23 protein-coding genes, 1 tRNA gene and 1 pseudogene are annotated in these 24,579 nt (G+C 59.8%); 13 read left to right on the forward strand and 12 right to left on the reverse strand.

The genetic code is table 11. From position 1 onward, the window contains the following. Positions 1–3 precede the first annotated feature (3 nt). The gene (locus ACWXWJ_RS01525; RefSeq protein WP_473963323.1) at positions 4–1,182 is read right to left on the reverse strand and encodes an HNH endonuclease signature motif containing protein; all 1,179 of its coding nucleotides are present in this window, start codon (positions 1,180–1,182) and stop codon (positions 4–6) included. Positions 1,183–1,344: 162 nt separating this feature from the next. On the opposite strand from ACWXWJ_RS01525, the gene ACWXWJ_RS01530 reads away from it, so the two are divergent. Further along, complete coding sequence (locus ACWXWJ_RS01530; RefSeq protein WP_473963324.1) at positions 1,345–2,145, forward strand: SDR family NAD(P)-dependent oxidoreductase; 801 nt, start codon at positions 1,345–1,347, stop codon at positions 2,143–2,145. Here ACWXWJ_RS01530 and ACWXWJ_RS01535 read toward each other — a convergent pair. The 3 genes from ACWXWJ_RS01535 to ACWXWJ_RS01545 all read right to left on the reverse strand — a co-directional run bounded on the left by ACWXWJ_RS01535 (position 2,114) and on the right by ACWXWJ_RS01545 (position 6,217). Further along, entirely contained in the window at positions 2,114–3,205 is a 1,092-nt protein-coding gene (locus ACWXWJ_RS01535) for an amidase family protein (protein WP_473963371.1), read from the reverse strand. The genes ACWXWJ_RS01530 and ACWXWJ_RS01535 overlap by 32 nt on opposite strands. Before the next feature lie 14 nt (positions 3,206–3,219). Continuing rightward, a complete protein-coding gene (locus ACWXWJ_RS01540) occupies positions 3,220–4,899 on the reverse strand; it encodes an FAD-binding dehydrogenase (RefSeq protein ID WP_473963325.1) in 1,680 nt (559 codons plus the stop codon). An 85-nt stretch (positions 4,900–4,984) separates the two neighbouring features. After that, positions 4,985–6,217 carry a class I SAM-dependent methyltransferase gene (locus ACWXWJ_RS01545; RefSeq protein ID WP_473963326.1) on the reverse strand — a complete coding sequence of 411 codons (1,233 nt, stop codon included), beginning with the start codon at positions 6,215–6,217 and terminating at the stop codon, positions 4,985–4,987. A 180-nt stretch (positions 6,218–6,397) separates the two neighbouring features. Here ACWXWJ_RS01545 and ACWXWJ_RS01550 point away from each other — a divergent pair, with 180 nt between their 5' ends. After that, positions 6,398–7,813 carry an NAD(P)/FAD-dependent oxidoreductase gene (locus ACWXWJ_RS01550; protein WP_473963327.1) on the forward strand — a complete coding sequence of 472 codons (1,416 nt, stop codon included), beginning with the start codon at positions 6,398–6,400 and terminating at the stop codon, positions 7,811–7,813. Here ACWXWJ_RS01550 and ACWXWJ_RS01555 read toward each other — a convergent pair. Then, entirely contained in the window at positions 7,810–8,289 is a 480-nt protein-coding gene (locus ACWXWJ_RS01555) for a PaaI family thioesterase (protein WP_473963328.1), read from the reverse strand. The genes ACWXWJ_RS01550 and ACWXWJ_RS01555 overlap by 4 nt on opposite strands. A gap of 44 nt (positions 8,290–8,333) precedes the next feature. On the opposite strand from ACWXWJ_RS01555, the gene gndA reads away from it, so the two are divergent. From gndA to ACWXWJ_RS01585, 6 genes are read left to right on the forward strand one after another with little or no spacing between them, the layout of a single operon-like run. After that, the gene (gndA, locus tag ACWXWJ_RS01560) at positions 8,334–9,779 is read left to right on the forward strand and encodes an NADP-dependent phosphogluconate dehydrogenase (protein ID WP_473963329.1); all 1,446 of its coding nucleotides are present in this window, start codon (positions 8,334–8,336) and stop codon (positions 9,777–9,779) included. Next, entirely contained in the window at positions 9,780–10,928 is a 1,149-nt protein-coding gene (locus ACWXWJ_RS01565) for a DEAD/DEAH box helicase (protein WP_473963330.1), read from the forward strand. It abuts the gene before it with no gap. Positions 10,929–10,944: 16 nt separating this feature from the next. After that, positions 10,945–12,312, forward strand: a complete 1,368-nt coding sequence (locus tag ACWXWJ_RS01570) for a hemolysin family protein (RefSeq protein ID WP_473963331.1) — start codon at positions 10,945–10,947, stop codon at positions 12,310–12,312. A gap of 3 nt (positions 12,313–12,315) precedes the next feature. Further along, the gene (locus ACWXWJ_RS01575; RefSeq protein ID WP_473963372.1) at positions 12,316–13,359 is read left to right on the forward strand and encodes a hemolysin family protein; all 1,044 of its coding nucleotides are present in this window, start codon (positions 12,316–12,318) and stop codon (positions 13,357–13,359) included. Continuing rightward, positions 13,352–14,191 carry a 3-methyladenine DNA glycosylase gene (locus ACWXWJ_RS01580; RefSeq protein ID WP_473963332.1) on the forward strand — a complete coding sequence of 280 codons (840 nt, stop codon included), beginning with the start codon at positions 13,352–13,354 and terminating at the stop codon, positions 14,189–14,191. Before ACWXWJ_RS01575 ends, ACWXWJ_RS01580 begins: the two co-directional genes overlap by 8 nt. A 23-nt stretch (positions 14,192–14,214) precedes the next feature. Next, complete coding sequence (locus ACWXWJ_RS01585; RefSeq protein WP_473963333.1) at positions 14,215–14,718, forward strand: hypothetical protein; 504 nt, start codon at positions 14,215–14,217, stop codon at positions 14,716–14,718. Here the strand turns inward: ACWXWJ_RS01585 and ACWXWJ_RS01590 are convergent. From ACWXWJ_RS01590 to secA2, 5 genes are all read right to left on the reverse strand, one after another. After that, positions 14,715–15,227: a MerR family transcriptional regulator gene (locus ACWXWJ_RS01590; protein ID WP_473963334.1), complete on the reverse strand. Its 513-nt coding sequence runs from the start codon at positions 15,225–15,227 to the stop codon at positions 14,715–14,717. The genes ACWXWJ_RS01585 and ACWXWJ_RS01590 overlap by 4 nt on opposite strands. Positions 15,228–15,352: 125 nt before the next feature. After that, positions 15,353–15,850, reverse strand: coding sequence for a hypothetical protein (locus ACWXWJ_RS01595; protein WP_473963335.1), 498 nt, complete (start codon positions 15,848–15,850; stop codon positions 15,353–15,355). A gap of 82 nt (positions 15,851–15,932) precedes the next feature. After that, positions 15,933–16,670: a transcriptional regulator FtsR gene (gene ftsR, locus ACWXWJ_RS01600; protein ID WP_473963336.1), complete on the reverse strand. Its 738-nt coding sequence runs from the start codon at positions 16,668–16,670 to the stop codon at positions 15,933–15,935. Between the two features lie 6 nt (positions 16,671–16,676). Then, positions 16,677–17,111: an oxoglutarate dehydrogenase inhibitor Odhl gene (gene odhI, locus ACWXWJ_RS01605; protein ID WP_473963337.1), complete on the reverse strand. Its 435-nt coding sequence runs from the start codon at positions 17,109–17,111 to the stop codon at positions 16,677–16,679. Positions 17,112–17,182: 71 nt separating this feature from the next. Further along, positions 17,183–19,498: an accessory Sec system translocase SecA2 gene (gene secA2 / locus ACWXWJ_RS01610; RefSeq protein ID WP_473963338.1), complete on the reverse strand. Its 2,316-nt coding sequence runs from the start codon at positions 19,496–19,498 to the stop codon at positions 17,183–17,185. Between the two features lie 72 nt (positions 19,499–19,570). On the opposite strand from secA2, the gene ACWXWJ_RS01615 reads away from it, so the two are divergent. The 5 genes and pseudogenes from ACWXWJ_RS01615 (at position 19,571) to ACWXWJ_RS01635 (ending at position 22,257) form a co-directional block, all read left to right on the forward strand. Beyond that, positions 19,571–20,320 (forward strand): alpha/beta hydrolase family protein, encoded by a 750-nt coding sequence (locus ACWXWJ_RS01615; RefSeq protein ID WP_473963339.1) that lies wholly within the window; start codon positions 19,571–19,573, stop codon positions 20,318–20,320. Positions 20,321–20,324: 4 nt separating this feature from the next. Beyond that, positions 20,325–20,828, forward strand: coding sequence for a ribonuclease E activity regulator RraA (rraA, locus tag ACWXWJ_RS01620; protein ID WP_408925760.1), 504 nt, complete (start codon positions 20,325–20,327; stop codon positions 20,826–20,828). 69 nt (positions 20,829–20,897) lie between these two features. After that, a tRNA-Pro gene (locus tag ACWXWJ_RS01625) sits at positions 20,898–20,974 on the forward strand. A gap of 146 nt (positions 20,975–21,120) precedes the next feature. Continuing rightward, positions 21,121–21,267 (forward strand): annotated as a pseudogene (locus tag ACWXWJ_RS01630) (tyrosine-type recombinase/integrase); the annotation flags it as partial. Positions 21,268–21,339: 72 nt separating this feature from the next. Continuing rightward, entirely contained in the window at positions 21,340–22,257 is a 918-nt protein-coding gene (locus tag ACWXWJ_RS01635) for a tyrosine-type recombinase/integrase (protein WP_473963373.1), read from the forward strand. A 528-nt stretch (positions 22,258–22,785) separates the two neighbouring features. Here ACWXWJ_RS01635 and ACWXWJ_RS01640 read toward each other — a convergent pair. Together ACWXWJ_RS01640 and ACWXWJ_RS01645 are read right to left on the reverse strand one after the other, a co-directional pair. After that, positions 22,786–23,808, reverse strand: coding sequence for an AAA family ATPase (locus tag ACWXWJ_RS01640; RefSeq protein ID WP_473963340.1), 1,023 nt, complete (start codon positions 23,806–23,808; stop codon positions 22,786–22,788). Further along, positions 23,808–24,440: a hypothetical protein gene (locus ACWXWJ_RS01645; protein WP_473963341.1), complete on the reverse strand. Its 633-nt coding sequence runs from the start codon at positions 24,438–24,440 to the stop codon at positions 23,808–23,810. Before ACWXWJ_RS01645 ends, ACWXWJ_RS01640 begins: the two co-directional genes overlap by 1 nt. Positions 24,441–24,579 lie beyond the last annotated feature (139 nt).

Raw genomic sequence — 24,579 nt, forward strand, 5'->3', positions numbered from 1 at the left:
AAACTAGAATGGTGGTTCCTCTTCGCTGAATGTCCGCGCCACCCGCGCTTTCCGAATACCCCGTTCGGCGAAAGTCTCGCGAGCCAACGGCCCGCCGGGCACGGTCACGATCTCGTGTCCGTCTCCATGAGAAGTCCACACCTCCGTGCCATCCGCATGCAGCTCAACGTCCCAAGTGCCGGCTGTTTTCAGGCGATGATGCGTGCGACACAGCAGGTGCATGTTCGCAGTGGTCGTCGCCCCTCCATTCGCGTGGCGATGCACATGATCGACATCACAGGCGTATCCCGGAACGTCGCACCCCGGAAAGCGACAGTGCCCATCACGCCCGGTTACTGACGCCCGCAGCAGCTCCGTCGGCTGGTAGCCCTTCGTCGCGGTATAGCCGGGGGCTGCCAGGTGAGTGACCTTCGCGAGCCACTTACGGCTGGCAACGTCGCTCAACCAATGGTCTTCAGCGAATACCCCGCCGGGTTGTGGGTCGACGGCCTTATATAGGTTTAAAGTGACCTCGGTGGTGATGTTCTGTTCGAGCATCGCCAGAAAGGCCTCGCCCATTGTGCAGCTGTGCCTCTTAGAGGCCGCCTTAACAGCCTTGTGCAACTCCACGCCCTTCAGCCGCGGAACGGTCAGGGTAAAGACCGTTGTTTCGCATCTGCTGCGGTCTATAAAAAGCTCAGGAGAGTTTGTATCCATGGGCGGAATGTGATCCGGCCGGCCAATGACTGCTTTGATCTTGTTGTAAACCGCTCGTGGTGTGGGCACTTGCTGATTCGGGCGGGTGGGTCTCAACGCCCTGAGGATCTTGTCTTCCACGTCAGCCCGTTCGCCGGGCGCGACCGCCTGGACCGCTTCGGTGACCTGCTGTATGTGCCGAATCGAAAATGCTCCGCACCGGAATAGCTCGTGAATACGCGGGAAAGCCTGAAGCATCAGGCCTGCGTCAGCATAGTTGGTAGCTACCACTTTGCTAATACCGAAACGCACCGCAATCTTGGAAACGTGATCCGGAACGAGATCGTCGGGCGCCGGAGTAGACTGCTCCACCATAGTTAAATGGGTCAGGTTCAATGCCCGCGATGTGGCAGTCAACGGGTCATCGGAACGCGCAAGGCGGTAGTAAGGCTCGGCAGTATCGGGAGGTCTTGTGACTGTATTGGCAGTGGTGAGTGTGGTGGTCATGCATACCCCCTTTTGATGAACTAACAATAGTTTAGAACACCCGTTCTACATGAGTCAATGCTTTTACCAAGTAAAATGCTAACTCTTTAGTTTAAGTAGAACGCGTTTTCTAATTAGAAAGCCAACCTTCCAGCCCGCCGACATTCATGTACAAATGAAGGTATGAGCACTTTAGACCTCTCACAGGAAACCGTCCTCATCACAGGCGCCAGCTCAGGCCTAGGCAAAGAATTCGCCTCCCAGCTGGCAGCAAAGGGCGCAAATCTCGTGCTGGTCGCACGCCGTCAGGATCGGCTGCACAAGATTGCGGCCGAAATTAAGAGGCGTCACAAAGTAAAGGTCGAAGTTATAGCGAAGGATCTATCCGAACATGGCGTGGCCGGCGAGATTTCATGGGAGCTGTCCACGCGCGGGATCACGGTAACCTCGCTGATCAACAACGCAGGCTTCGCGAACTACGAGTCTTTTAGTGATATCCCGACAGATAGCCTGCGCGCAGAAATCGCGGTCAATGTCCACGCACTAGTGGAGCTGACTCACATGTTTCTGCCACGATTCGAAGAGCGAGGCAATGGGTTCATCCTCAATGTGTCATCCATTGCAGGGTTCCAGCCCTCCCCTGGCATGGTGGTCTATGGTGCGACGAAGGCGTTTGTGCTGTCGTTTACCGAAGGCCTATACGCTGAGCGAAAGGGCTCTGGCGTACGAATCATGGCGCTGTGCCCGGGGCCAACCGAGACGGAGTTTTTCCGAGTCGCCGGCAGTGACAGAGCCGACGGCGGGCTCAAGCGCATGAGCAGCCACGATGTCGTGACGGCGGGAATCGAAGCACTGCTGCGCAAGTCGCCGCCGCCGTCGGTAGTCGCGGGCGCGCGCAACAAGGTGCTAACAAGCATCTCGCAGCGCATGCCACGGCGCGTCATGACGGAAGCTATGGCGCGGATAATGAAGCGGCAAGGTTAAGAAGTAGCCGCTCGTCGCGTGCTACGAGCTGTACACCAACGGGCAGGCCATCTCTTCCTCTACCTGCGGGGATGTTCATCGCCGGATGCCCGGAAACGTTCCACAGCGCTGTGAAGGCAACCGAGGGCAAACTCGCGATCTGTGCCGCCAACATCCCCTTCCCGGAAAGCACACCAGCGCGGGCCGGGCGCGAGGCCACCGTTGGTGTAAGGAGCACGTCAACGTCCTCGAACACCCGATCCAGCTCCTCCCCCAGCTCGTCGGAGAACTTCTCCGCCCAACGCAGCACCGGCCCCTGTGCCCATGCACCTGCCAGGTGGGTAACCTTGTGGCGCCCCTCGATGCGGTCGGGATACTCCAGCCCGGCGATCTCCTCCCGAATCCCCGCGAAGAACTGCGTGACGAAAGCCGCCGTCGGATCCTTGTGCCGCAGCGCATAGTCGCTCACAGTGTGTCCCAGCCCTCGCAGCTGATCGGCAACACGGCATACTGCCCGGACATGGTCGCGGTGTGGTGGGGTCAGTGGCGTTGCCGGTTGGAGGTTTACGCCAATCCTTAATGACGCCACCTCAGATTCGGTGGCTTCGGAGCCAGATAGGGCGTCAAAAAGAAGGGCGCAGTCGCGTGCAGTACGGGCGATGGGGCCAGCAGTGCCGAGGCGGCACCACAGTTCACCGGGGAGAGTACCGCGGGCGGGTTTGAGGCCAAAGAGACCGCAATGGGCCGAGGGGATGCGGATAGAACCGCCGCCGTCGCCACCAACGGCGAAGGGCACCCATCCAGCGGCAACGGCCGCCGCGGAGCCTCCGGAAGAGCCGGCAGGGGTGAAGCGCGGGTTGTGCGGGTTGCGGGTGATACCGCGAGCCTCCGACTCGGTGAAAGGGAAAGCGCCAAAGGCAGGCATAGTGGTTTTGCCCAGGATGATCGCACCGCTGGCACGGAGTCGGCGGACGATCTCGTCGTCGGAGGCCGCGGGCGTGGGGTTGGCATTGGTGCCGTAGGTCGTGGGCACCCCGCGGACATCAACTTCTTCCTTAATGAGCACCGGCACGCCATGCAGCGGTGCGCCACTGACTAGAGCTCAGCAATGGTCGCCTTCAGGTTCTCGCCAACACGCTTGCCGGAGTGGATGCAGCCACCGAGGAAGGTGCCTTCAAGGGCATTCTTGCCATGCATACCGCCGCCACCGAAACCGGCGACCTCGCCTGCGGCATAGAGGCCAGGCAGCACCGATCCATCAGAGCGCAAGCACCGTCCGGAAAGATCGGTCTCGATGCCGCCGAGGGTCTTGCGGGTCAGGATGTGCAACTTGACGGCGATAAGCGGCCCCTTCGACTCGTCGAGTAGGCGGTGCGGCGCGGCACAGCGGACAATCTTGTCGCCGAGGTATCCGCGGGCAGTGCGGATGTAGTTGATTTGCGCGTCCTTGCTGAAGTTATTGTCGATCTGCGAGTCACGATCTTCGATGATGCGGCGCAGATCGTGTACGTCAAGGGCGGGTGCATCGCCATCGGCGATGGCGTTCATGCCCTCGACCAGGGAACCGAGGTCGTCGGCGACCACCCAGTCCTCGCCGTGGTCCATAAAGGCCTTGACCGCGGGGTGCGTGCCGGGGCCTACCTTGGACAGCAGGTTCTTGACCTTCTTGATGGTCAGATCTGGGTTCTGCTCGGAGCCGGAGAAAATGAATTCCTTGTCGGCGATCGTCTTGTTGAGGATGAACCAAGAGTAGCTATGGCCCGTGGTGCCGATGTGCTTCATGGTGGAGATTGTGTCGCCACCCGGGATGAGGTTAGAGGGGAATCGCTTGCCGGTCGCGTCAATCCACAGCGAGGACGGGCCAGGGATGATGCGAATGCCATGGCCAGGCCAGATGGAGTTCCAGTTCTTCATTCCCTCGGTGTACGCCCACATACGGTCAGTGTTCACCAGGTTCGCACCGGCATTGTTGGAGATTTGAATCATGCGGCCGTCTACGTGGGCGGGCACGCCGGTAACCATGTCATTCGGCACCGGCCCCCACTGGTCGGTCGGCCAAGCGCGGCGTACGAGATCCAGGTTGCCGCCGATTCCTCCGGAGGTCACGACCACCGCACGTGCGCGCAGCTCAAATTCGCCAACGGTGTTTCTCGATGACGCCACGCCGCGGTCCAAATCGCTCGGTTCCAGCACGCTGCCGCGCACGCCGACGACGGCGCCATTTTCTAGGATGAGTTCGTCGACCTGGTGGCGGAAGCGGAACTCGACCTTGCCCTCAGCCTCGGCGGCCTCAATGGGCTCGCGGAAAACGCGAACGACCTCAGGGCCAGTACCCCAGGTGAGGTGGAAACGCGGTACGGAGTTACCGTGGCCACTTGCGTCGCCGGAGCCGCGCTCGGCCCAACCGACGGTGGGAAGAACGTTGAGACCGAGAGCCTTGAGGTAGTCGCGCTTTTCCGTCGCGGCGAAGCGGACATATTCCCTACCCCAACGGCGGGGCCAGTAGTCGTTGTTGGAATCGTCGTACTGCGCTGAGTTCTCCCAGTCGCGCCACGCCAACTCCTCGGAGTCCTTTACGCCCATCAGTTTCTGTTCCGGGCTGCTCACGTAGAACAGGCCACCCAGCGACCAAAAAGCTTGTCCGCCCAGGTTGTTACGGTTTTCCTGATCCAGGATCAGGACCTTCAGCCCCGACTTCTGCGCCTCATAGGCAGCGACAAGGCCGGCTAGACCGGCGCCGACGATGATGACATCGGGGTTGGTGGGAGTAGTCACAGGAGGGATCCTCTCGAAGGTCAAACACGAATAGTTATTATTACGCTAAAACTATCCGGTGATCTCCGGAGGGAAAATCGGAAAACTACTTCGGTGCGAAAACAAATTGGACGCAGCCGATATCCCCAGTGGTTGCCAGAGCCTCATGCAGCGCCAGCTGGTAATCCCAGAGCCTGCGGAAGACTGGGTCGAAGCCCGCTGCGGCGGCTTGGCGTTCGCGGGAGAGGAAGTTCGCGCGCCACAGTGGCAAGGTCGCACGTAGGTGGCCGCTCAGGTTGTTCTCTGCAACAACGGTAAGTTGAGTGTGCTCGGCGGTGACTTCGCGCACTTGCTGGGCTGTGGGGTACTCCAGGGCAGGCCATACGTATGCGCGCATGACATCTAGGGATTCCTTGGCAGTCTCGCGGAGCTCGTCGGTGGCGACGATTGACTGGATTACTGCCAGACCATCGTCGGACAGCATGCGATCCACTGCCTTCAGGTAGTGGCTGAGGCCACCCAGCCCCAAAGTCTCCATGCGCTCAACAGAGAAAATGGCCTCGTAGCGCCCCGACCATTGTCGGGGGGAAGGTACTGGACCGGCGATAACCTCCACATTCACCGCACCCCCTACCCCGGCGGCCCGCACACGGGCATGCACAGCATCGGCGTGGTCTTCGTCGCTGGTCAGCACATCCACACGTGCGCCGCGCTGAGCAGCCTGTACTGCCAGTTGGCCTCCGGAGGACGGCATTTCCAATACGCGGTCGCCTGGGCCGACTTCGGCCTCGTCGAGCATGGTGGTGATACGACGCCGCTGGGCGTCGTCGAGATCCTGGCGATCTACATCATCGGGGTCGCCGAACCAGGTGAAATCGATCCCGTGGTCGTGGGCGCTTGTACGCGAGGCGCTGCTGAACTGCGCTGCACCAGTTGCCCGGGTAGCGCCCGTATAAAGCTCAACGAGCGCCTCGGGCAATTCGCCCGGTACGGGACCGCGGCGCCTGGGCGTGCGGCGAGCGAGGAACTCTCCTATTTTGCCCTCGAAGGGCTGATCCAGCAGTGCCCCCAGCACCTCCGGCAGAGGCTCAGCCGTCCATTCGCCGGCCATGTACCCCTCCGCTAGACCGAGCCACCCCTCCGCGACCATCCGATCGATCACCTGGCCGTCTCGAACGACCATGTGCGGCACCGTGCCGGCGTCCAGAGAAATACCCTGAGAGGAAAGCAGCGCTTCCAAGCGCGAGGTAACAGCCTCGGCGCGGCGGCCCATAAAGCGTGCCTGTGGAGTGGCCACGAGGTGCGGCCAGCGCTCCTCATCGATGTACGGAGACGTCATCCTGCCTTCCTTTAACACTGCAACTCCCCCCGAAGTTACTAGGAAAACAACTTCTTGCTCTCGAGGCGCAACCGAAATGGGTTGAATTTTTCTTAACCCGGGGGCTCTCGGTGTGAAGGCCAAGCCTGAACCAATTAAGATGGTGCCGGATTACAACCATATTTGAGGAGAAGCAACTACATGACCAGCGCATCTAACCGCCACCACGTCGTAATCATCGGCGCGGGGTTCGGCGGCCTCTTTGCGGCTAAGAAGTTTAAGAACGAAAACGTCAAGGTCACCATCGTCGACCGGACGAATCACCACCTGTTCCAGCCGCTGCTGTACCAGGTTGCAACCGGCATCCTCTCCGAAGGCGAGATCGCGCCCTCCATTCGCCAGATCCTGGCTGACCAGGACAATGTCCGTGTGGTCAAGGGCGAGGTTCGCAACGTCGACATCAACGAGCAGACCGTTACCGCCGATCTGGGTGGCATGGATGCCGTGTTGAAGTACGATTCCCTGATCCTCGCGGCGGGCGCTGGCCAGTCCTACTTCGGCAATGAGCAGTTTGCCGAGTTCGCGCCGGGCATGAAGTCCGTGGACGACGCACTGGAAATTCGTGCCCGCGTGACCGGTGCTTTCGAGCGCGCCGAGATCACCACCGACCCGGAGGCGCGCAAGCGTCTGCTGACTTTCGTTGTTGTCGGTGCTGGCCCGACTGGTGTGGAGCTGGCCGGTCAGCTGGCCGAGATGTCCCACCGCACCCTGCGCGACGAGTTCCGCGAGATCGACACCGAGGACACCCGGATTCTGCTGATCGACGGTGGCTCGCAGGTGCTGGCGCCGTTTGGCAAGCGCCTGGGTCGCAAGGCCGCCCGCCGCCTGGAAGATCTGGGCGTAGAGATCATCCTCAACTCCCTGGTGACCGATGTCTCCAAGGAAGGCGTGCGCTACAAGGACATGAAGACCGAAGAAGAGTACTTCATCCCCTCCTACGCCAAGATCTGGTCCGCCGGTGTGGCCGCCTCCCCACTGGGCAAGCACGTTGCCGAGCAGGCAGGTATCGAGGTCGACCGTGCGGGTCGCGTGCCGGTAAACGATGACCTGACCCTGGGCGATTACCACAACATCTTCATCGTGGGCGACATGATGAGCAAGGACCGCCTGCCGGGCGTAGCTCAGGTCGCCATGCAGGGTGGCCAGTACGCCGCTACCACCATCCTGGACGAGGTCAACAACGGCACTTCCCACGAGGGTCGCGTGCCGTTCAACTACTTCGACAAGGGCTCCATGGCCATCGTTTCCCGCTTCAACGCGGTGGTGAAGATGAACAAGGCCGAGGTTTCCGGCTTCATGGGCTGGGTCATGTGGCTGGTTCTGCACCTGCTGTACATGGTTGGCTTCCGCAACCGTGCAGTCGCTGCATTCAGCTGGGGTCTTAACTCCGTGTCCCGCCGCCGCTGGCAGTTGGTAGCTACCCGCCAGCAGCTGCACGCACGCAACGCACTGCGCAAGCTGCGCGAATTGGAGGACAAGGAAGGCACGCGCTCCATCGAGGTGCGCGACAACCTGCGCTTCGGCGAGGGTCGCGATACCCGCGCGGTCTCTGACTAAGCCTTCGGCATATCCGGCACAACCTGCGTCTTGAGGAAAGTCAAGGCGCAGCATTTGCCGGTTTTTTCATTTATGTGCTCGATGCGGAAAAGGTGCGTGGTGCGCCCGGTATGCTCTGCTTCCGCGGTTGAGACAATGACGTCGCCTTTTACCGACGGACGCAGAAAGTGCGTCTGATTCGAAGTTCCGACCACGGCCGGTCCGGCACCAGCGGCGACGAAGCTGGCCATAGAGCCGGCGGTCTCCCCCAGGCTCGCGTAAACACCACCGTTCGTCACTCCCCACGGCTGCAGGTGATCCTCGGTGACTTCGAGTGCCAGCTGCAGCTTCTTCGGACCAATGGCGCGGTATTGCACACCTAGGGTGCGGTCAAGCGTCGGATGCTTCTGGAGCAGCTCGTTGAGGGTAGAAATCTCCTCGCCGGTGAGTTCCCGCTCGGTGGCTACGCGACTTAGTTCAATGAAAATATTGGACATGCGCCTAAGCCTAACCAACTCTTCGCCCTGTAAGATGTAAAACCATGACTACTGCTGAAGGAACCGCCCAGATTGGCGTTGTTGGCCTGGCCGTCATGGGGTCCAACATCGCCCGGAACTTTGCCAATAACGGTCACACCGTGGCCGTCTACAACCGCACCACCGCGAAGACCGAGAAGTTCATGGAGGACTTCGGTGAGACCGGCAACTTCGTTCCCTCGGAGACGATCGCCGATTTCGTTAAGTCGCTGGAGCGGCCACGTCGCGCGCTCATTATGGTGCAGGCAGGTGCTGGTACGGACGCCGTCATCTCCCAGCTCGCTGAGGAAATGGACGAGGGCGACATCATCATCGACGGCGGTAATGCGCTGTACACCGACACGATCCGCCGTGAAGCGGAGATGTCCGAGCGTGGACTGAACTTTGTTGGCGCAGGCATCTCCGGTGGCGAGGAAGGCGCCCTGAATGGGCCGGCTATTATGCCCGGTGGCCCGGCGGAATCCTGGGAGGCTCTGGGCCCGCTGCTGGAGTCCGTAGCTGCGAAGGTCGATGGCACCCCGTGTGTGACGCACATTGGTCCGGATGGCGCCGGCCACTTTGTGAAGATGGTTCACAATGGCATCGAGTACGCCGATATGCAGGTCATTGGCGAGGCTTATCAGCTGCTGCGCTACGGCGCGGGTATGGAGCCGGCGGAGATCGCAGAGGTTTTCAAGAATTGGAACGAGGGCGACCTCGACTCCTATCTGATCGAAATCACCGCCGAGGTGCTCTCCCAGGTGGATGAGAAGACCGGCAAGCCACTGATCGATGTCATTGTCGATTCAGCAGGCCAGAAGGGCACCGGCCGCTGGACGGTAAAGGCTGCTCTGGATCTGGGCATCCCCACCACCGGCATCGGCGAGGCCGTTTTCGCCCGTGCTCTGTCCGGCGCTCGCGAGCAGCGCGACGCCACTATCGGCAACCTGCCTGCTGGCGAGCTCAGCACTCTGGATGTTCCGAAGGAAGAGTTCATTGAGGATGTCCGCCGCGCACTCTATGCCTCCAAGCTGGTGGCCTACGCGCAGGGCTTCGACGAGATCAAGGCTGGCTCCGAAGAGCACAAGTGGGGCGTGGATCCCCGCGACCTCGCCACCATCTGGCGTGGTGGCTGCATCATCCGCGCGAAGTTCCTCAACCGCATCCGCGAGGCCTACGATGCCAACCCGGAGCTACCCTCCCTGCTGCTGGATCCTTACTTCAAGGGCGAACTGGGCGGTTTGATTGATTCCTGGCGACGCGTAGTCATCCTGGCTACCCAGCTGGGCCTCCCGGTACCGGTATTCGCATCCTCCCTGTCTTACTACGATTCCCTGCGTGCCGAGCGTCTTCCGGCGGCACTGATCCAGGGCCAGCGTGATTTCTTCGGCGCGCACACCTACCGCCGTACTGACCGCGAGGGATCTTTCCACACCCTGTGGTCCGGAGATCGCAGCGAGGTCGAGGCGTAATTGTCCCGATCAGAGTTCGGAAAGCTTGGGCTGGATGACTGCATCACCAAGGAGCTTTCCGCCGAGGGGATAACTAAGCCCTTCCCTATCCAGGCTGCGGCCATCCCCGCGGCCGTCGAGGGGCGGGACGTGCTAGGCCGCGGACCGACGGGTTCCGGCAAAACATTCACGTTCGGGCTGCCGATGATTCAGCTTCTGAGGCGGGGGGCGTCGCGACCCAAAAAGCCCCGTGGTGTGGTGCTCGTGCCGACCAGAGAGTTGGCGACACAGGTGCGTTCGCGGCTGGATCCGATTGCGAACGCAGCAGGTCAGCGTCTGCTGGAAGTTGTCGGCGGGGTGAAGATTCAGCGGAATATCACTGCTCTGGCGAGACCCGTGGACATCCTCGTGGCGACGCCGGGGCGCGCACTGGATCTGCTGCGGCAGGGCATGCTGGACTTTAGCGACGTGAAGGTCGTCGCTATCGACGAAGCCGACCAGATGGCCGACATGGGCTTTCTCCCCCAGGTGACTAAGCTTCTGGATGACATGCCGAAGAACGCTCAGCACCTGCTGTTTTCCGCCACCTTGGATGGCGATGTACAGGTGCTGGTGGATAAGTACATGCGGGATCCGGTGACCCACTCCACGGGTGAAGCAACCGCCAGCGTGGACACGATGCGGCACCTGCTGGGGGTGGTGAATAGCCGTGAAGAGCGAAACGAGCTGGTCATCGCAATTGGAAAAATGCGCAAGCGAACAGTAATGTTCATGCGCACGAAGTATGCGGTAGACCGACAGGTTAAGAAGCTAGTGCGGGCAGGTGTCCCCGCCGTGGGCATTCATGGCAACAAGGGACAGAACACACGTCAAAATGCGTTGAACCAGTTCACGCAAGGCGAAAATTCCGTACTGGTCGCCACAGACATCGCTGCCCGGGGTATCGATGTCAAAGACGTGGAGCTGGTCGTGCATATCGACCCGCCCGCCGAACACAAGGCATATGTGCATCGCGCTGGACGCACCGCGCGCGCCGGAGCCAGTGGCACGGTCGTGACGCTTACGTTCGCAGAGGATCAACGTGCAACCGAGAAGATGATGGCCAAGGCCGGTGTACACCCGACCGTACTGTCGGGTTCCAAGTTGGTTGCCAATTTGAAGAATAGTTAGGAGTCGAAGAACACCCGTGGAAATTCTGCTTTCCGTCGTGGGGCTGATTCTCTTTGTGCTGCTCACAGGCCTTACTGGCGTGTTTGTTGCCGTGGAGTTCGCCATGACGGGTCTGGAGCGATCCACCATTGACGAGCATGCCCGCACCAAGGGCGATGGCACCGCGAAGTTGGTGCAAAAGGCGCATGGGCAGCTCTCCTTCCTGCTGTCGGGCGCACAGCTCGGCATTACAATCACAACCCTGGCCACCGGTTATCTGGCCGAGCCGATTTTGGCGAAGTTCTTTAATCCGTTGCTGGAGCTCGTGGGGCTTAGCGAAGCAGCGGCCATGCCCATTGCACTGGTCCTGTCGCTAATCGTGGCGACAGTGCTGTCCATGGTGTTCGGCGAACTTGTGCCGAAGAATCTGGCCATTACTAACCCGCTCGACGCAGCACGTGCGACTGTCCGCCCGGTCTGGGTGTTCAACGTAGCGCTGAAGTGGTTTATCAACGGGATGAATAAGCTGGCCAACGCGATTGTGCGGAAGCTGGGAATTGAGCCGGCGGACGAGTTGGCGTCGGCACGATCGGCCGAAGAACTCTCGGCGCTGGTGCGGCACTCGACGGGCAACGGCGGGTTCACCGAGCAGAAAGCGCGAATCCTGGATCTTTCGCTGAAATTTAGCGACGCCACCGCAGAGGATATTATGACGCCTCGGTCGACCGTCGAATCTCTGACCGTGGAAGACACTGCGCAGGATCTCATCGAGCTGGCGCTCGAGACCGGACACTCGCGCTTCCCCGTGACGCGCGGTGATCTGGATGAAACGGCGGGCGTTGTCCATGTGAAGGACGCGCTAACTATCCCCCACGCTGTCCGCCGGACTACCACTCTGAACCAGCTAATGAAGTCCGTGCCCTCCGTGCCGGATTCCTTAAGCGGCGATGACGTGCTGAACCGGGTGCGAGCCGCGGGGTCGCAGTTGGTGATGGTTGTCGACGAGTACGGCGGCACTGCCGGCATCGTGACGATTGAAGATGTCGTGGAGGAGATCCTCGGCGAAGTGTGGGACGAGCACGACGACGTGGAAGAGGACAAGGAAGTCCGCAAGAGCGGCGCCAGCTGGGAAGTTTCCGGACTGGTGCGCACGGATGAGCTACCGGACGCGGTGGGCTACACCGCCCCAGAAGGCGACTATGACACGCTGGGCGGCCTAATTATGGCCACACTGGGTCGAATCCCGAAGGAGGGCGATGAGGTTCTGCTGCCGGTCGGCAACCATGAACTTCTGGAGGGATTTGAAACTGGCATGACCGGACGTTGGCGAGCGACCGTCAAGGAAATGGACAACCGCCGCGTGGACAAGGTTTTGCTGCGCCCGTTGAAGAAAGAGGAGGTTTAAGTGATGGGTGATATCTGGGCTATCGTCCTTGCAATCTTCCTGCTGGCACTCAACGGCTACTTTGTGGCGGTGGAGTTCTCTCTGATTTCCTCGCGAAAAGATCGCCTGGAATCGATGATCGCCGCCGGAAACAAGCGTGCTAAGCGCGTTCAATACGCCACGGAACACCTGTCGATCATGCTCGCGGGTGCGCAGTTTGGCATCACCATCGCCTCGCTGCTGCTCGGTAAGGTCGGCGAGCCAGCGATCGCGCACCTGATCGAAGCGCCATTCGAGGCACTGGGAATGCCCGCAGAGCTGCTACACCCGGTGGGCTTTACCATCTCCCTGCTGTTGGTGACGATGCTGCACATCATTCTCGGTGAAATGGTGCCGAAGAATATTGCTCTGGCTGGGCCAGAAACAGTGGCAACATTTGTGGTGCCGCTGCACCTGCTGTTCGTGAAGGTGACGAACCCCATCATGCAGCTGCTGAACTGGATCGCGCGCAAGACGTTGAAGCTGGTGGGTGTGGAGCAGAAGGACGAGCTGGATTCCACGGTCTCCCCTTCCGAACTGGCAAGTATGATCCAGGATTCCCGCTCTGAGGGGCTTATCGCACCGGAGGAAGCGAACCGCCTCAACAAGGCGCTGGGTTCTTCCCGCCGTACGCTAGACGAAGTGTTGATCCCCTTCGGCGATGTGCACTGCATCCCCCAGGATGGCCCGCGGATGAAGGTAGCCGCCGTGGAGAAGGCAGTGCAGGAGACGGGCTACTCTCGCTTCCCCGTTAGTGATGCGGCCGGCAAGTGGATTGGGTATGTGCACGTCAAGGATGTGCTGGACAACCTGGTAGAGCCCGACGGGCAGCTGGATACGACGGATATTCGCCCGCTGCTGGAGGTCAAGGCTGGTTCGAACTTCGATGTTGCGATGCGCAATATGCGTCGTACCTCGAGCCACATTGCCGCGGTAGTAGATGCAAATGGGCAGATCATTGGCATGATCACCCTGGAGGACATCATCGAGGAACTCGTCGGTACCGTTCGCGACTGGACCCATGACTGAGGTTCTGCACGACTGGCGCGAAAGGCAGGCGGCCCATAGGGAGCGTGTGCAGCGCCTCACCGAGGGGCACCGCCGGCGCCGCGCAGAGGGTGAAAGGCACCCGGTGTGGGACTTTATGTTCAGCTACTACCCCACTACCCCTGGGAAGCTAAGCCACTGGCATCCGGGCGTCAATAAGGCCGTGGTGTGGGATGGTGGCGACGACTTGCCACAGTACAAAGACCACTATGTACGCCAAGGTGATGTGTGGATCCTGGATGTGGAGCGGTACATGGCAGCCAGGGGTAAGACGGTGCGTTATATCGCGCGGCTGTTGGATGCGACGTACCGGCACCCGCCAGTGCTGGGGTGCTTTGGACTGCACGAATGGGCGATGGTGTACAAGGATGCGCCGCGCCACCCCGAGCCGCTGCGTTTGGGAGCCCGGGGTACGGACGAGGTTGTAGAGAAGTCGCAGTTGAAGTGCACGCACTTTGACGCTTATCGCTTTTTTACCGACGCCGCCGCGCCGCGCAACGCCCACACCCCCACCCGCGACTCACAGCCTCAGTTGGAGCAGCCGGGCTGCCTACACGCCACGATGGATCTGTATAAGTGGGCTACGAAGTTGGGGCCGCTGGTTCCCGGCGAGTTGTGGCTGGACTGCTTCGAGCTGGCCTGTGATGTGCGTCGGCTGGATATGGAGGCTTCACCCTATGACCTGCGGGAATGGGGTTTTGAGCCGGTGCGGATCGAGACTCCGGCGGGGCGAGCCGAGTATGTCCAGCGGCAAAAGGGGCTAATGGGTCGCGGGCAAGAGATCCGCAAGCAGCTGCTGGCCTACACTGGATAGAAAACTACTGGGAGGACTCGATCGTGGCACGACATGCAACTGGAAAGCAGAACTATCATGTTGCTGGATGGGTCTGGGGTGCCCTGGTGGCCGTGATTCTGGTTGTGGCGCTGGTTGCTGGTTGGATCATGCTGGCTCGAAACAACCAGGATCAGCTCTCAGCACCGGAGTGCCCACAGGGGGATTTTGTGGTGAAAATCTGGGCCGAGAATACGGCGGAGCTACAGGATAAGGTGCGCCAGTTCAATGACGCGAACGAAGTGGAACTGGACCACTGCCTGAAGGCGGAGGCTGTGCAAAAGCCGGATGCGGAGGCTATTGCGGCGTATAAGGCGTGGGGTGAGGGTGGTATGCCAGGTGCTCCGTTGTGGAAGCCGACTGATCGGAGCAAGGCCGAGGAGGCGCTGGCGGTCTCCAAGGTAGAGAGCGGAGAAGAGAAGAATGACGTGCTGGCTCCGCAGCTGCGGGACCAGTCGCTGCCCGAGTTGGATCAGCGGGCGCGTGGAGCTTTCTTGAGGATTCTTTAGGCCATACGGCGACGGCGGCGCTCGGCCAGCTCGTCGATGGCGGCATCCTGAACAACCTTCTCCGAGGGGAAGGAGGTGATGGTGCCGGTGAGTTCCTTCATCAGACCCGGGACTGCGATGCCGAATACGCCCTGGCCACCGTTGAGGAGGTCGATGACTTCTTCAGAGGAGCGACACTCGTAGACGGTGTGGCCGTCGGATACGAGAGTAATGCCAGCGAGGTCGTCGACGCCCAGGTTTTCCAGTTTCTCGACAGCCTTGCGGATGTTTTGCAGGGAGATGCCGGTGTCCAGCAGGCCCTTCACGATCTTGAGAACCAGGATGTCTCGGAAGGAGTACAGGCGCTGAGAGCCGGAGCCTGCGGCGTTGCGGACGCTGGGCTGGACGAGCTTGGTGCGCGCCCAGTAATCGAGTTGGCGGTAAGTGATGCCAGCTACCTGGCAGGCGATCGGCACACGGTAGCCAACCTCATCGTCGGGGCCATGGACGTCGAAAAGGGCATCCTGCATTGAAAGACTCCTGGTGTAATTTCAATTCTCTTCTAAAGATTAGACCGGTTCGCGGCACAGTCAACCGCTAGCCGGATATTACTTTAACACGAGTCACAAAATTCACACGTGTAACAACACGCGTGTCATTCTTTCAACCAGTCGTCCAGATCGCTCGACAGTCCCAGGCCTTCCCACATCTCTTGAAAATCGGAATCTGCGTTGTCGCTAGCGCTGAAGCCCATCTCCTGTGGATCCCAGTCCAAAAGGAAGTCCACTTGGTCGCCGTCCTCATCGACTTTCTTGAGCTTCGCTTCCAATTCTTCAACCCAAGCGGGATTCACACGGATCAGTGCATTTTCTACGCCTGGCGCAACCCGCACGTCGAAGAGCACACCTGCATGCCACAGCGGCTCCAGAATCGAGGGGCGCACGTCGATGAAACGTTCAGACTCCCCTGCCTCGAGCACCAAACCGGCGGTCATTTGCCCTCGGGAGTTGGTGGCGATTCGAGCGAACCACGGGTCACGCGCTTCGTCGTTCTTTAGGATGCTTGCCAGAACTTCCGCATCCGAGGGGCGCCCGCCCAGATCCACGGTGGGTTGAACCCAAATCGGCAGGATGTGTGTGCGTTCGGGCGTCATAAAAATAAGGCAATCGGCCACCGGCTCGCCGCACCCAAGGGCGCTGGCGACCGCGCGGCCGAGAAAGACGACTTCGGTACCTTTATCCAAGGTTGCCCTTCACCAGTGCGGTATTCAGAGAAATGATCAACGCGGACATCTCGCGGGCGGTTTCTGCGGAACGCTGCTGCGCGTTCTCATCGCGGCCATGTGCCAGCGGCTCGGCGATGCGGGAAACCATGTCGTACTGACGGTTCGCAATGGTCAGGAGCGACTTCAGGTGGCGATTATCCAGGCCGTGGTCAGTGAGGCTCTGGGCAATCTGCACGATCTCAACATCGTCGACCGAGTAGAAACCAGCCGGGTCAGCGGTGATCAACCCCATACGGATGAGCGCCCCGGTGAAGGAGTCCTGCACACCTGCACGCGCCGTCACATCAGCACGAGTTAGGCGACGAGACTGGGCACCGCGCATCTGCTCCGGAGAAATAGCACCGGGGGCGGACTTGCGCGCAGCGGTCACGGGGGTGACCTTGCCGGAGTCCATGGCCTCCAGGCGCTCGCGAATAACCTTCAATGGCAGGTAATTATCCCGCTGAAGGGTCAAGATATAACGCAGCCTCGAAATGTCCTCCGGCGAAAAGCGCCGGTAGCCGCTCTGGGAACGACGCGGGCTCACCAGCCCCTCGGACTCCAGGAAACGGATCTTCGATACCGTAACATCCGGGAAATCCGGCTTCAGCTGCTTCAGCACGTCGCCGATAGACGACGTCGGCAGGACTTTACCGGCTGGCGAGGTGGAAGGGACTGGAGCGCTAGCGTGGCTTCTCTGTGCGCTCACTGTTCCTTAGGCTTCCTTCGAACCGTTCAGGAACACCAGGCGGAACTTGCCGATCTGGATCTCATCGCCATTGGAGAGAACGGCAGAGTTCTTCGGCTCGCGGTTAACGTAGGTGCCGTTCAGGGATCCGACGTCTACGACCTCGTACTGATCGCCATTGCGACGGAACTCAGCGTGGCGACGGGAAACAGTAACGTCGTCGAGGAAGATATCGCTATCGGGGTGACGGCCAGCAGCGGTCGTCTCCTGATCTAGCAGGAATCGGGAGCCGGCATTCGGACCGCGCTTCACAACCAGCAGCGCGGAGCCCTCAGGAAGACCCTCGACACCGGCAGGAGAGGCATCGTGCTGGGAGCCAGACTCCATCTCCTTCAGAAGGTCTGCGCGGAAGACTGACGTGGTCTCGACAGATGCCTCTGGCACTCCGGTGTTATCGCTCATAGCTTTCAAGTCCTCTCATTCGAACTAATTGGTTCGGCTCTAACAATACGTCTAACAATACCCTAAAGCAGTTAGCGGAACATCTGAACGATAGACCCCATTACAGACCCCCCGGAGGAGGACAGCGGGTTATCGTTCACCATGTATGTCCATGTTGCGCTGGGCTTATGCAGCCCCATTTCGCCTAGCTGGGCGCCTTCAGAGGTGATCTCTACCTCGTCAAACGTCTCCCGAGCCTTGTTGACGGCACGTTCAGCCAACTCACCGAATGCGGCGATGGACATACGGTGGAACTCGTCGATCGGCGATTCGCGGGCAATGGCGCGCAGGTGAATCGACTCGCGTACATCATCCAGGTAAGCCAGGTGCTCCGACCATTCGTTATCCAAGTGGAAGAGCATAATTTCGCGGGCGGCCTGCTCCAGAGTTTCCTCGGAGAGTCCTTGCTTCTTCAGCTCCGCAGCACGCTCAACGTTGTGGTAGCTGAGATCATCCCAGGCAGCGCCTGTGTCCAGCAAAGTGTCGCGGCGATCATTCACGATGTCGCGCTGGTCCTTAATGAGCTTGTTGTACTTCCACGTAGTTGCGTGGATGTCGAGCATCTGTCCTTCAGTAACGCGCTGACAGTGATCCACGAACTGCTGAACCTTCTTCTGTGGCAACAGGCCGTCATCCTCGGGCTGCGCCTGCAGCTCCTCCCCTGCGCCACCGATAGCCACCACGTCGTCTTCAAGGGAGACGAAGAAAACCGAACTACCCGGGTCACCCTGGCGTCCCGCGCGGCCTCGCAGCTGGTTATCCAGGCGCTGGGAGCGGAAACGCCCCACGCCTACGACATGCAGGCCACCGGTTTCTACGACCTCTTCGCGCTCAGCTTCGTCTGTACCGCCCAGCTTGATATCCGTACCGCGGCCAGCCATCTGGGTAGAGACGGTCACGCGACCCGGGCGGCCGGCTTCAGCGACGACAGCCGCTTCCGCCTCGTGGTTCTTCGCGTTCAGCACCGAGCACTCCACGCCCGCGGAGAGGAGTGCCTCAGCCAGCTGCTCGGACTCCGCAACGTCCTGGGTGCCCACCAGCTGCGGCTGACCAGTCTTTTGCACCTCGATGATGTGCTTGACCACGGCATCGTCGCGCTCGGCTGCGGAGACATACACCCGGTCAGCCTCGTCGAAGCGAATGTTCGGCACATTCGGCTCGATGACGGAGACCTGCAGGTTATAGAACTGGCGCAGCTGGTCGCCAGCGGCCAGTGCGGTGCCGGTCATGCCACATACTTCGGGGTACATGCCGACCAAAGCCTGGATGGTTACCTGGTCGAGGATGCGACCACCATCGGTAACATCCAGGCCTTCCTTGGCCTCCACTGCTGCCTGCAGGCCATCGGGCCAACGCTGCAGCTCGGCCACGCGGCCGCGGGAGCCGTCAATAAGAGCTACCTTGCCGTCGCGCACAATGTAGTGCACGTCGCGGATCAAGAGGTGTTCGGCGTGCAGGGCAACGTTCACCTGCACCAACAGCTCGCCCTCATCCTCATAGAGGGAATCTACGTCAAGCTCCTTCTCCACGAACTCCGCACCCTCATCGGTGAGGAAGACATTGCGGTGATCCTCGGAGACATGGAAGTGCTTGTCTTCCTCCATCCGCTTGACCAGATCAGTAATGCGGCCAGCGGGGGCGGGCCCGGGCTCGGAACCGGCGAGAACCAGCGGTACAAGAGCTTCGTCCACCATTACCGAATCGGCCTCATCGATGACGGCCACGTCCGCAGGGCTACGCACCTGGTCGGTACGGCGGGTAATGAGCTGATCACGCAGCACGTCGAAGCCCAGCTCGTTGATGGCACCGAAAATAACGTCACGCGAGTAGATCTCGCGGCGCTGATCCGCAGAGAGCTCCTCGTTAATCGCACCATGGGTGAGTCCGAAGAATTCGAACATCGGCCCCATCCAGTCGTTATCGCGGCCAGCCAAGTAGCTGTTGACCGTGATGACGTGCACGCGCTTGCCCTGCAGCGCAAAGCCTACGGCGGCCATCGCGCCGGCAAGGGTCTTACCCTCACCGGTGGCCATCTCCACCACATCGCCGTGCAGCAGGCGGTAGGTGCCCTGCATCTGCACGTCGAAAGGCTCCATGTCCAACGTGCGCGTAGCCACTTCACGCAGGATTCCGAGCAGCGCGGAAGCGTCTTCTACCTGCCCACCGAAGTGGTGGCCATCCTCGCTAGTGGATTGTTTGGTGACCACGTCCGAGGCGGCGTCACGAAGCTCAGCATCGCTAAGCCCCGAATAGCGCGACGAGTGGGCCTGAGCGACCACGGCCCGGCTCTTCTTCTGATTCTTCTTCGGGGAAGATCCCATTGCCTTCCAGAACCAGTCAAATGCCATGTGTGTGCCCTTCGAGTGTGAGATGTAAAAATGTACTGACCACGTTAACCGACTAATGGCAAGAGGCGATCCATGACCCGCACGATTCGCTCCGTTCACGTGACAATTCCCACTGAAAATGGCTGGCAGTTGGCGGGAACGGTGGATATGCCACGGGATGTGGCGATGGAAGAAGCGCCGCGCCGGGCGGTCGTCGCGCACTGCTTTACGTGTACGCGCGGGGCAATTGGGGTGACGCGCATATCCAAGGCACTGGCGCGGGCGGGGTATGCGAGCCTGCGATTCGACTTTGCGGGGTTGGGTGATTCGGAGGGGCGGTTCGAGGAGACGACGCTGGCGACGAACGTGTCCGATGTACAGGCTGCGGCAGCGTGGTTTGGCGGACCGGAGCTTCTAGTGGGGCATTCGCTGGGTGGCACGGCGGTGCAGCGTGCTGCGGCAGACGTTGCCTCGGTGGAAAGCATTGTGACCGTAGGCACCCCATTTGAGCTGCGGGATACCGCGAAGCGGGCGCCGGAGATCATGCACATGTTTAAGCGCCAGCGGGAGCTTTCCCTGGGGCAGGCGCTGCTGGATGAGCTCGCCACGGCCGATTCTGCCGATACCGTTGCCGCTGTTTCTTCTAGTGACGCCACGTCTCTGGTGCTGCACTCCCCCGATGATCTGGTAGTTCCAGTGGCAGAGGCGCATGCGATGCGGGAGGCTTTGCCGAAACCGGATTGGGTGGCGTTGGAGGGCATGGATCACCTGCTTTTGCAAAGAGGATCCGGGCAGCGTGTAGGCGAATTCATCGCAGCATGGGAGAGCTTGCGCCTACAGTAGGGGCATGGCTGAAGAAAAACTGACTTTTATTCCGACCGCCGACCTGGTGGACATCATTGGTAGCGACGTGCGCAGCTGCGATACGCAGTTCCGCGACCTGGGCGGTGTGGTGGAGTTCTGCGGAAAGATCACCACGGTGAAGTGCTTCCAGGACAACGCGCTGCTGAAGAAGGTGCTGCAGGAAGAGAACCCGGGTGGCGTGCTAGTGATCGACGGTGATGCGTCGATGCACACTGCGCTGGTGGGCGACATTATTGCTGGTCTGGGCAAGGATCACGGCTGGGCCGGAGTGGTGGTTAATGGGCCGATCCGCGATTCCAAGGTGATCGGCCAGATGGAGTTCGGCTGCAAGGCGCTGGGCACCAACCCGCGTAAGTCCACCAAGACCGGTGAGGGTGAGCGCGACGTGACGGTGAGCTTCGGCGGCGTGGACTTTGTCCCCGGCGAGTACATTTACTGCGATTCGGACGGCATTATTGTGAGCGACAAGGCCGTGCAGCCGGTATAAGCAGGGGATTTCATAACGGCGATGGGAGTGGGGTAACCTATCGCCGTTGCCCTTTTTTGAGGGCGACGGCGGACTGTGGCGCAGCTTGGTAGCGCACTACACTGGGGGTGTAGGGGTCGCAGGTTCAAATCCTGTCAGTCCGACCAAGCGCAGGTCAGAGGCTATTTTTGGTTTAGCTTTTGGCCTGTTTTTTCGTGTATCTCCCCTAGTCAGGGCATGTTTTTAGCAGTTGTTGCACGCGAAGCCGATTTTGTGCCTGAATCGGCTTTCAAGAGGGAGAAGTTGCACGTTTATGGCACGAAATTCTTGGGGCTCAGTACGAACATTGAAGAGCGGTAGAGTCCAAGCCCACTACACCGCACCGGACGGAAACAGGTACAAAGCAAACTCCACCTTCCCAGACCAGTTAGCCGCTTACGCATGGCTTGCCAGCGTAAGAAAACAGATCGACCTTGGCACCTGGGAACCCCCGGCGCAAGCCAGGGAATCTGAAGTACCTTCCGTGGGCGGAATGGTGGAACACTGGTTCGCACAAACCAAGGTTGACTTAAGAGATTCGTCTGTAGCCACGTACACAAACATTCTCAACCACAGGATCTTCAACCACCCCGAACTCACCTCCGTACCGGTAGATAAGCTCACTCCGCTAACGGTTGCGCGCTGGTGGAAGAAGATCAACGACGAAAACCCGGCAACGGTAGACCGGAACAAGCGAGCGTATTCAAAACTACGGGCAGCAATCGGCCTCGCGGTAGAGTACGGCATCATCCCCTACAACCCTGTAGAGATCCGCGCTGCCCGCAAGCGCCCCGTGCGCAAGCGCAAAACCCTCCCGGAAACAGAGGATCTAAAAGAAATCCTTGAACACATGCCGGAGCGCTACAAACTAGCCACAGCACTGTGCCTGTTCCACGGGCTACGCATCGGAGAAACCCTCGGACTCCAGCACCGGCACGTGGAAACCACACCGGCGGGCTACGCACTGCGGATCGAAGGGACACTGCAACGCCTCGTCAACGACCAGCAACGCACCTGCACGCGCTGGCAACCGAAACCCAAAACAGACGCAGGCTTCCGGCAGGTTCCGGTGCTCGCAGAGTTCAACAGCGTCATCGAAAACCACCTGAACCAGTTCCCCGGCACCGGAGAAGAATTCCTCACCACAACGGCCACGGGAAAACCAGTGATGGATACCTCCTTCCGGTCTGTGTTCAACAACGCTAAAAAGCGAGCCGGAGCACCGGCGGAGATCACCCCGCACTACGGCAGGAACTGGCTAATCACCCGGCTTGCAGAAGCCGGAGCTACTCCGAAGGAGATCGGAAGAATCCTTGGGCAAGAGGATGTTTCAACCATCCTCGATGTTTACATGCGGGTGCGGGAGCACCGGCCAGCTGAACTCATGTCCCGGGTTAACCTCGCAGGCTAACCCGGGGGATACTACCGCCGGAGTGGCAAACTCCGGCTAAGCACAACCCTGAACCTACGGCGGTCTGCACAACCACCTCCGGTTCAACCCCACCGGCCTTAACACAGGCCGGTTAGCAGAACACTCGCAGACCCTTCTTTCGGTCTGCTCGGATTGTTAAACCCGTAAAGATCGCCCGGTCTAAGCCGGGCTCTCTTACAACCGGCCACCCTACAGTGGCCGGGGTTAATCACTCTCCCCGGCGGTTGTCCCGAGGAACCGCCGGTGTTTCTTACTAGTCCGCAGAAAACTCCGGGGTTTTCTGCTCCCCGCTGTTGCCGTGCTAAGGCTTATCGGCCATTCCCCATGACCTCTAATCCTTACCCCGCCGATGAAAGAAGCAGCCCCTTCAAGGGCTGCTGACTAGGGTTAGTAGACAGGGGGTAATAAGACGTAAGTCTTATATAGGGGGATGCAGTGCAGTTGTTCACACCTTCTGACCTGCTACTTTACACAGCAACTGCACGCCAACTGCACAGCTTGTGCAGTTTATTGCCCTTTCGTTGGGGTGTACTGCTTCGCCTGCTTATCCCATTCCACCTTGGGATTTTTAGTTAGCTTGTTACGAACCGTGCCCGGTGCAGGCGCTTCGCCACCGTTGCACTCGATAATCCGAGGATCGTTGGCTACGTTCTTGTGAACCTCTTCCTGCTTCGCGGGTGGGTGTTCTAAGGCAACTTTGACCAGAAGGCTGCCGAGCTCCTTCTTCCGGTCAGAACGGTTCTGGCTCTGTCCACCCGGCTCACCCCGTAGCCTGAATAGCCCGTCACTGTTTAAGTCACATTCCAGCGTCTCAGCCGGAGCGTTGTTGGAAGTCAGGGAAAGCACCCGCTTCGTGCTCTGAGCCCCTCCCGGGGCGCTGAGATACACCTTGGCTCGCGGGAACTGGGAAGCCGCAGAGTTACCGGAGGGGCGCTTAATCTCCCTTCCTTCGAACCTAGAGTCGGTAGAGTGCCCCACCAAAACCCGAGCGCACTGGAATTTTTCCATCCTGTTCCACAGATCCCTCCACGGCTCGCGGGTATTAATATCCCCCTCCAACACACCCGATGCGTGATCAAGCACCACTAGCCCCACCTCGGCAGCTTCAGCCCCTGCATACAGGTCTACCCAATCCTCATCCGAGAGAGTGGTTCCCACGTGCCTGATATAGACCCTATCCTCGTCTATACCGTGACGTGAGATCCGTTCCCGGTACTCTTTATCGCTGCCGGAGTCTGACGTAAGCACAAGACAGTTCAGCCCGCTTTGCAACGGTGTTTTACCCAAAAGTTCATTACCGCTAACAACGCTGTCGACGATGGATGAAACAAGGAAAGACTTTCCAACCTTCGCCTGGCCGTAGACGTAGGTGTTGGACGTAGACACAAGCCCCGGAATAATCCAGTGATCCTCTTCAGTAACCGGCACAGTGTTCAACTTGTCCAGCCGGAACTCTTGCATCAAGTGAAGCGCAAACGCCTTCTCGCCTTCCGCGGTCAACTCCCCATTCTCATCTAGGTAATCCACCACTACAACCACGCTCCCTCAACCTCAGCAGCGGACTCCCGGTTCACGTTCAAAGCTCCGGCAGACCCTTCAGACCATCCCTCAATAATAAAAGACCCAGCTACCCCCTCGCTGGGCTTAGGCTCGTTACCCGGCTTAGCCCACCATCCAGCTACAGCTTCCACGGTTGGCTTAGCCCCTTTCCAGCGGTTGTACTCCGCTAACACCGGAACAACGTTCCTGAGAGTGTGCCCAGCGTTGCCCGGGAGGCACAACGGTTGAACATGGTCGATGTTGCGGGTTTCCTGATCCAGTGCCACACCCGTAGCAGTACAAACCCACGGGTCGATACCTGCACCCTCCCAGAACGCAAGCAACTCATCCGGGGTGAAACTTTCTACCGGAGCACCGGCTTCCCGGGCCCGTTTCTCGCCGTCCTTCAGCGCTTCGTACAGGCCGGAGTACCGCCGGTTGTGCGAGCGTCGCTTGCACAGGTTGCACTCTCCGTTGAACCCGTTAGCGCCTAAACGAGCGCTGGTAAAGCTCGTTGCTAGGTTCTTTACCCTGTGGCACCTGTTGCACCGGCGCTTGCCCTCCCGGAAGAGCGATTGCCGTTCCGAACGGAACTCAGCAGTGCGCATGTTAAACCTGGTCATTCTTCAATCTCCTTTACAAAAATGTGGAACCCCGGAAACGCCGGAGTTCAACAAACCGGCTACGCAGGTAAACACCCCGCCCTCTCAAACCACGGTTGGATTGGACGAAACTCCCCCTCGTTCGACTCACTAAAACTCA

This window comes from Corynebacterium sp. p3-SID1761 (assembly GCF_055862885.1).

Excerpts from the sequence above, each read along its gene's own strand:
- ACWXWJ_RS01555 (WP_473963328.1), bottom strand. The coding sequence starts at position 8,289 with ATGTCCAATATTTTCATTGAACTAAGTCGCGTAGCCACCGAGCGGGAA.
- ACWXWJ_RS01550 (WP_473963327.1), top strand. The coding sequence starts at position 6,398 with ATGACCAGCGCATCTAACCGCCACCACGTCGTAATCATCGGCGCGGGG.
- ACWXWJ_RS01525 (WP_473963323.1), bottom strand. The coding sequence starts at position 1,182 with ATGACCACCACACTCACCACTGCCAATACAGTCACAAGACCTCCCGAT.
- secA2 (WP_473963338.1), bottom strand. The coding sequence starts at position 19,498 with ATGGCATTTGACTGGTTCTGGAAGGCAATGGGATCTTCCCCGAAGAAG.
- odhI (WP_473963337.1), bottom strand. The coding sequence starts at position 17,111 with ATGAGCGATAACACCGGAGTGCCAGAGGCATCTGTCGAGACCACGTCA.
- ACWXWJ_RS01635 (WP_473963373.1), top strand. The coding sequence starts at position 21,340 with ATGGTGGAACACTGGTTCGCACAAACCAAGGTTGACTTAAGAGATTCG.
- ACWXWJ_RS01575 (WP_473963372.1), top strand. The coding sequence starts at position 12,316 with ATGGGTGATATCTGGGCTATCGTCCTTGCAATCTTCCTGCTGGCACTC.
- ACWXWJ_RS01615 (WP_473963339.1), top strand. The coding sequence starts at position 19,571 with ATGACCCGCACGATTCGCTCCGTTCACGTGACAATTCCCACTGAAAAT.
- ACWXWJ_RS01595 (WP_473963335.1), bottom strand. The coding sequence starts at position 15,850 with ATGACGCCCGAACGCACACACATCCTGCCGATTTGGGTTCAACCCACC.
- rraA (WP_408925760.1), top strand. The coding sequence starts at position 20,325 with ATGGCTGAAGAAAAACTGACTTTTATTCCGACCGCCGACCTGGTGGAC.
- ACWXWJ_RS01530 (WP_473963324.1), top strand. The coding sequence starts at position 1,345 with ATGAGCACTTTAGACCTCTCACAGGAAACCGTCCTCATCACAGGCGCC.
- ACWXWJ_RS01545 (WP_473963326.1), bottom strand. The coding sequence starts at position 6,217 with ATGACGTCTCCGTACATCGATGAGGAGCGCTGGCCGCACCTCGTGGCC.
- gndA (WP_473963329.1), top strand. The coding sequence starts at position 8,334 with ATGACTACTGCTGAAGGAACCGCCCAGATTGGCGTTGTTGGCCTGGCC.
- ACWXWJ_RS01580 (WP_473963332.1), top strand. The coding sequence starts at position 13,352 with ATGACTGAGGTTCTGCACGACTGGCGCGAAAGGCAGGCGGCCCATAGG.
- ACWXWJ_RS01645 (WP_473963341.1), bottom strand. The coding sequence starts at position 24,440 with ATGACCAGGTTTAACATGCGCACTGCTGAGTTCCGTTCGGAACGGCAA.
- ACWXWJ_RS01590 (WP_473963334.1), bottom strand. The coding sequence starts at position 15,227 with ATGCAGGATGCCCTTTTCGACGTCCATGGCCCCGACGATGAGGTTGGC.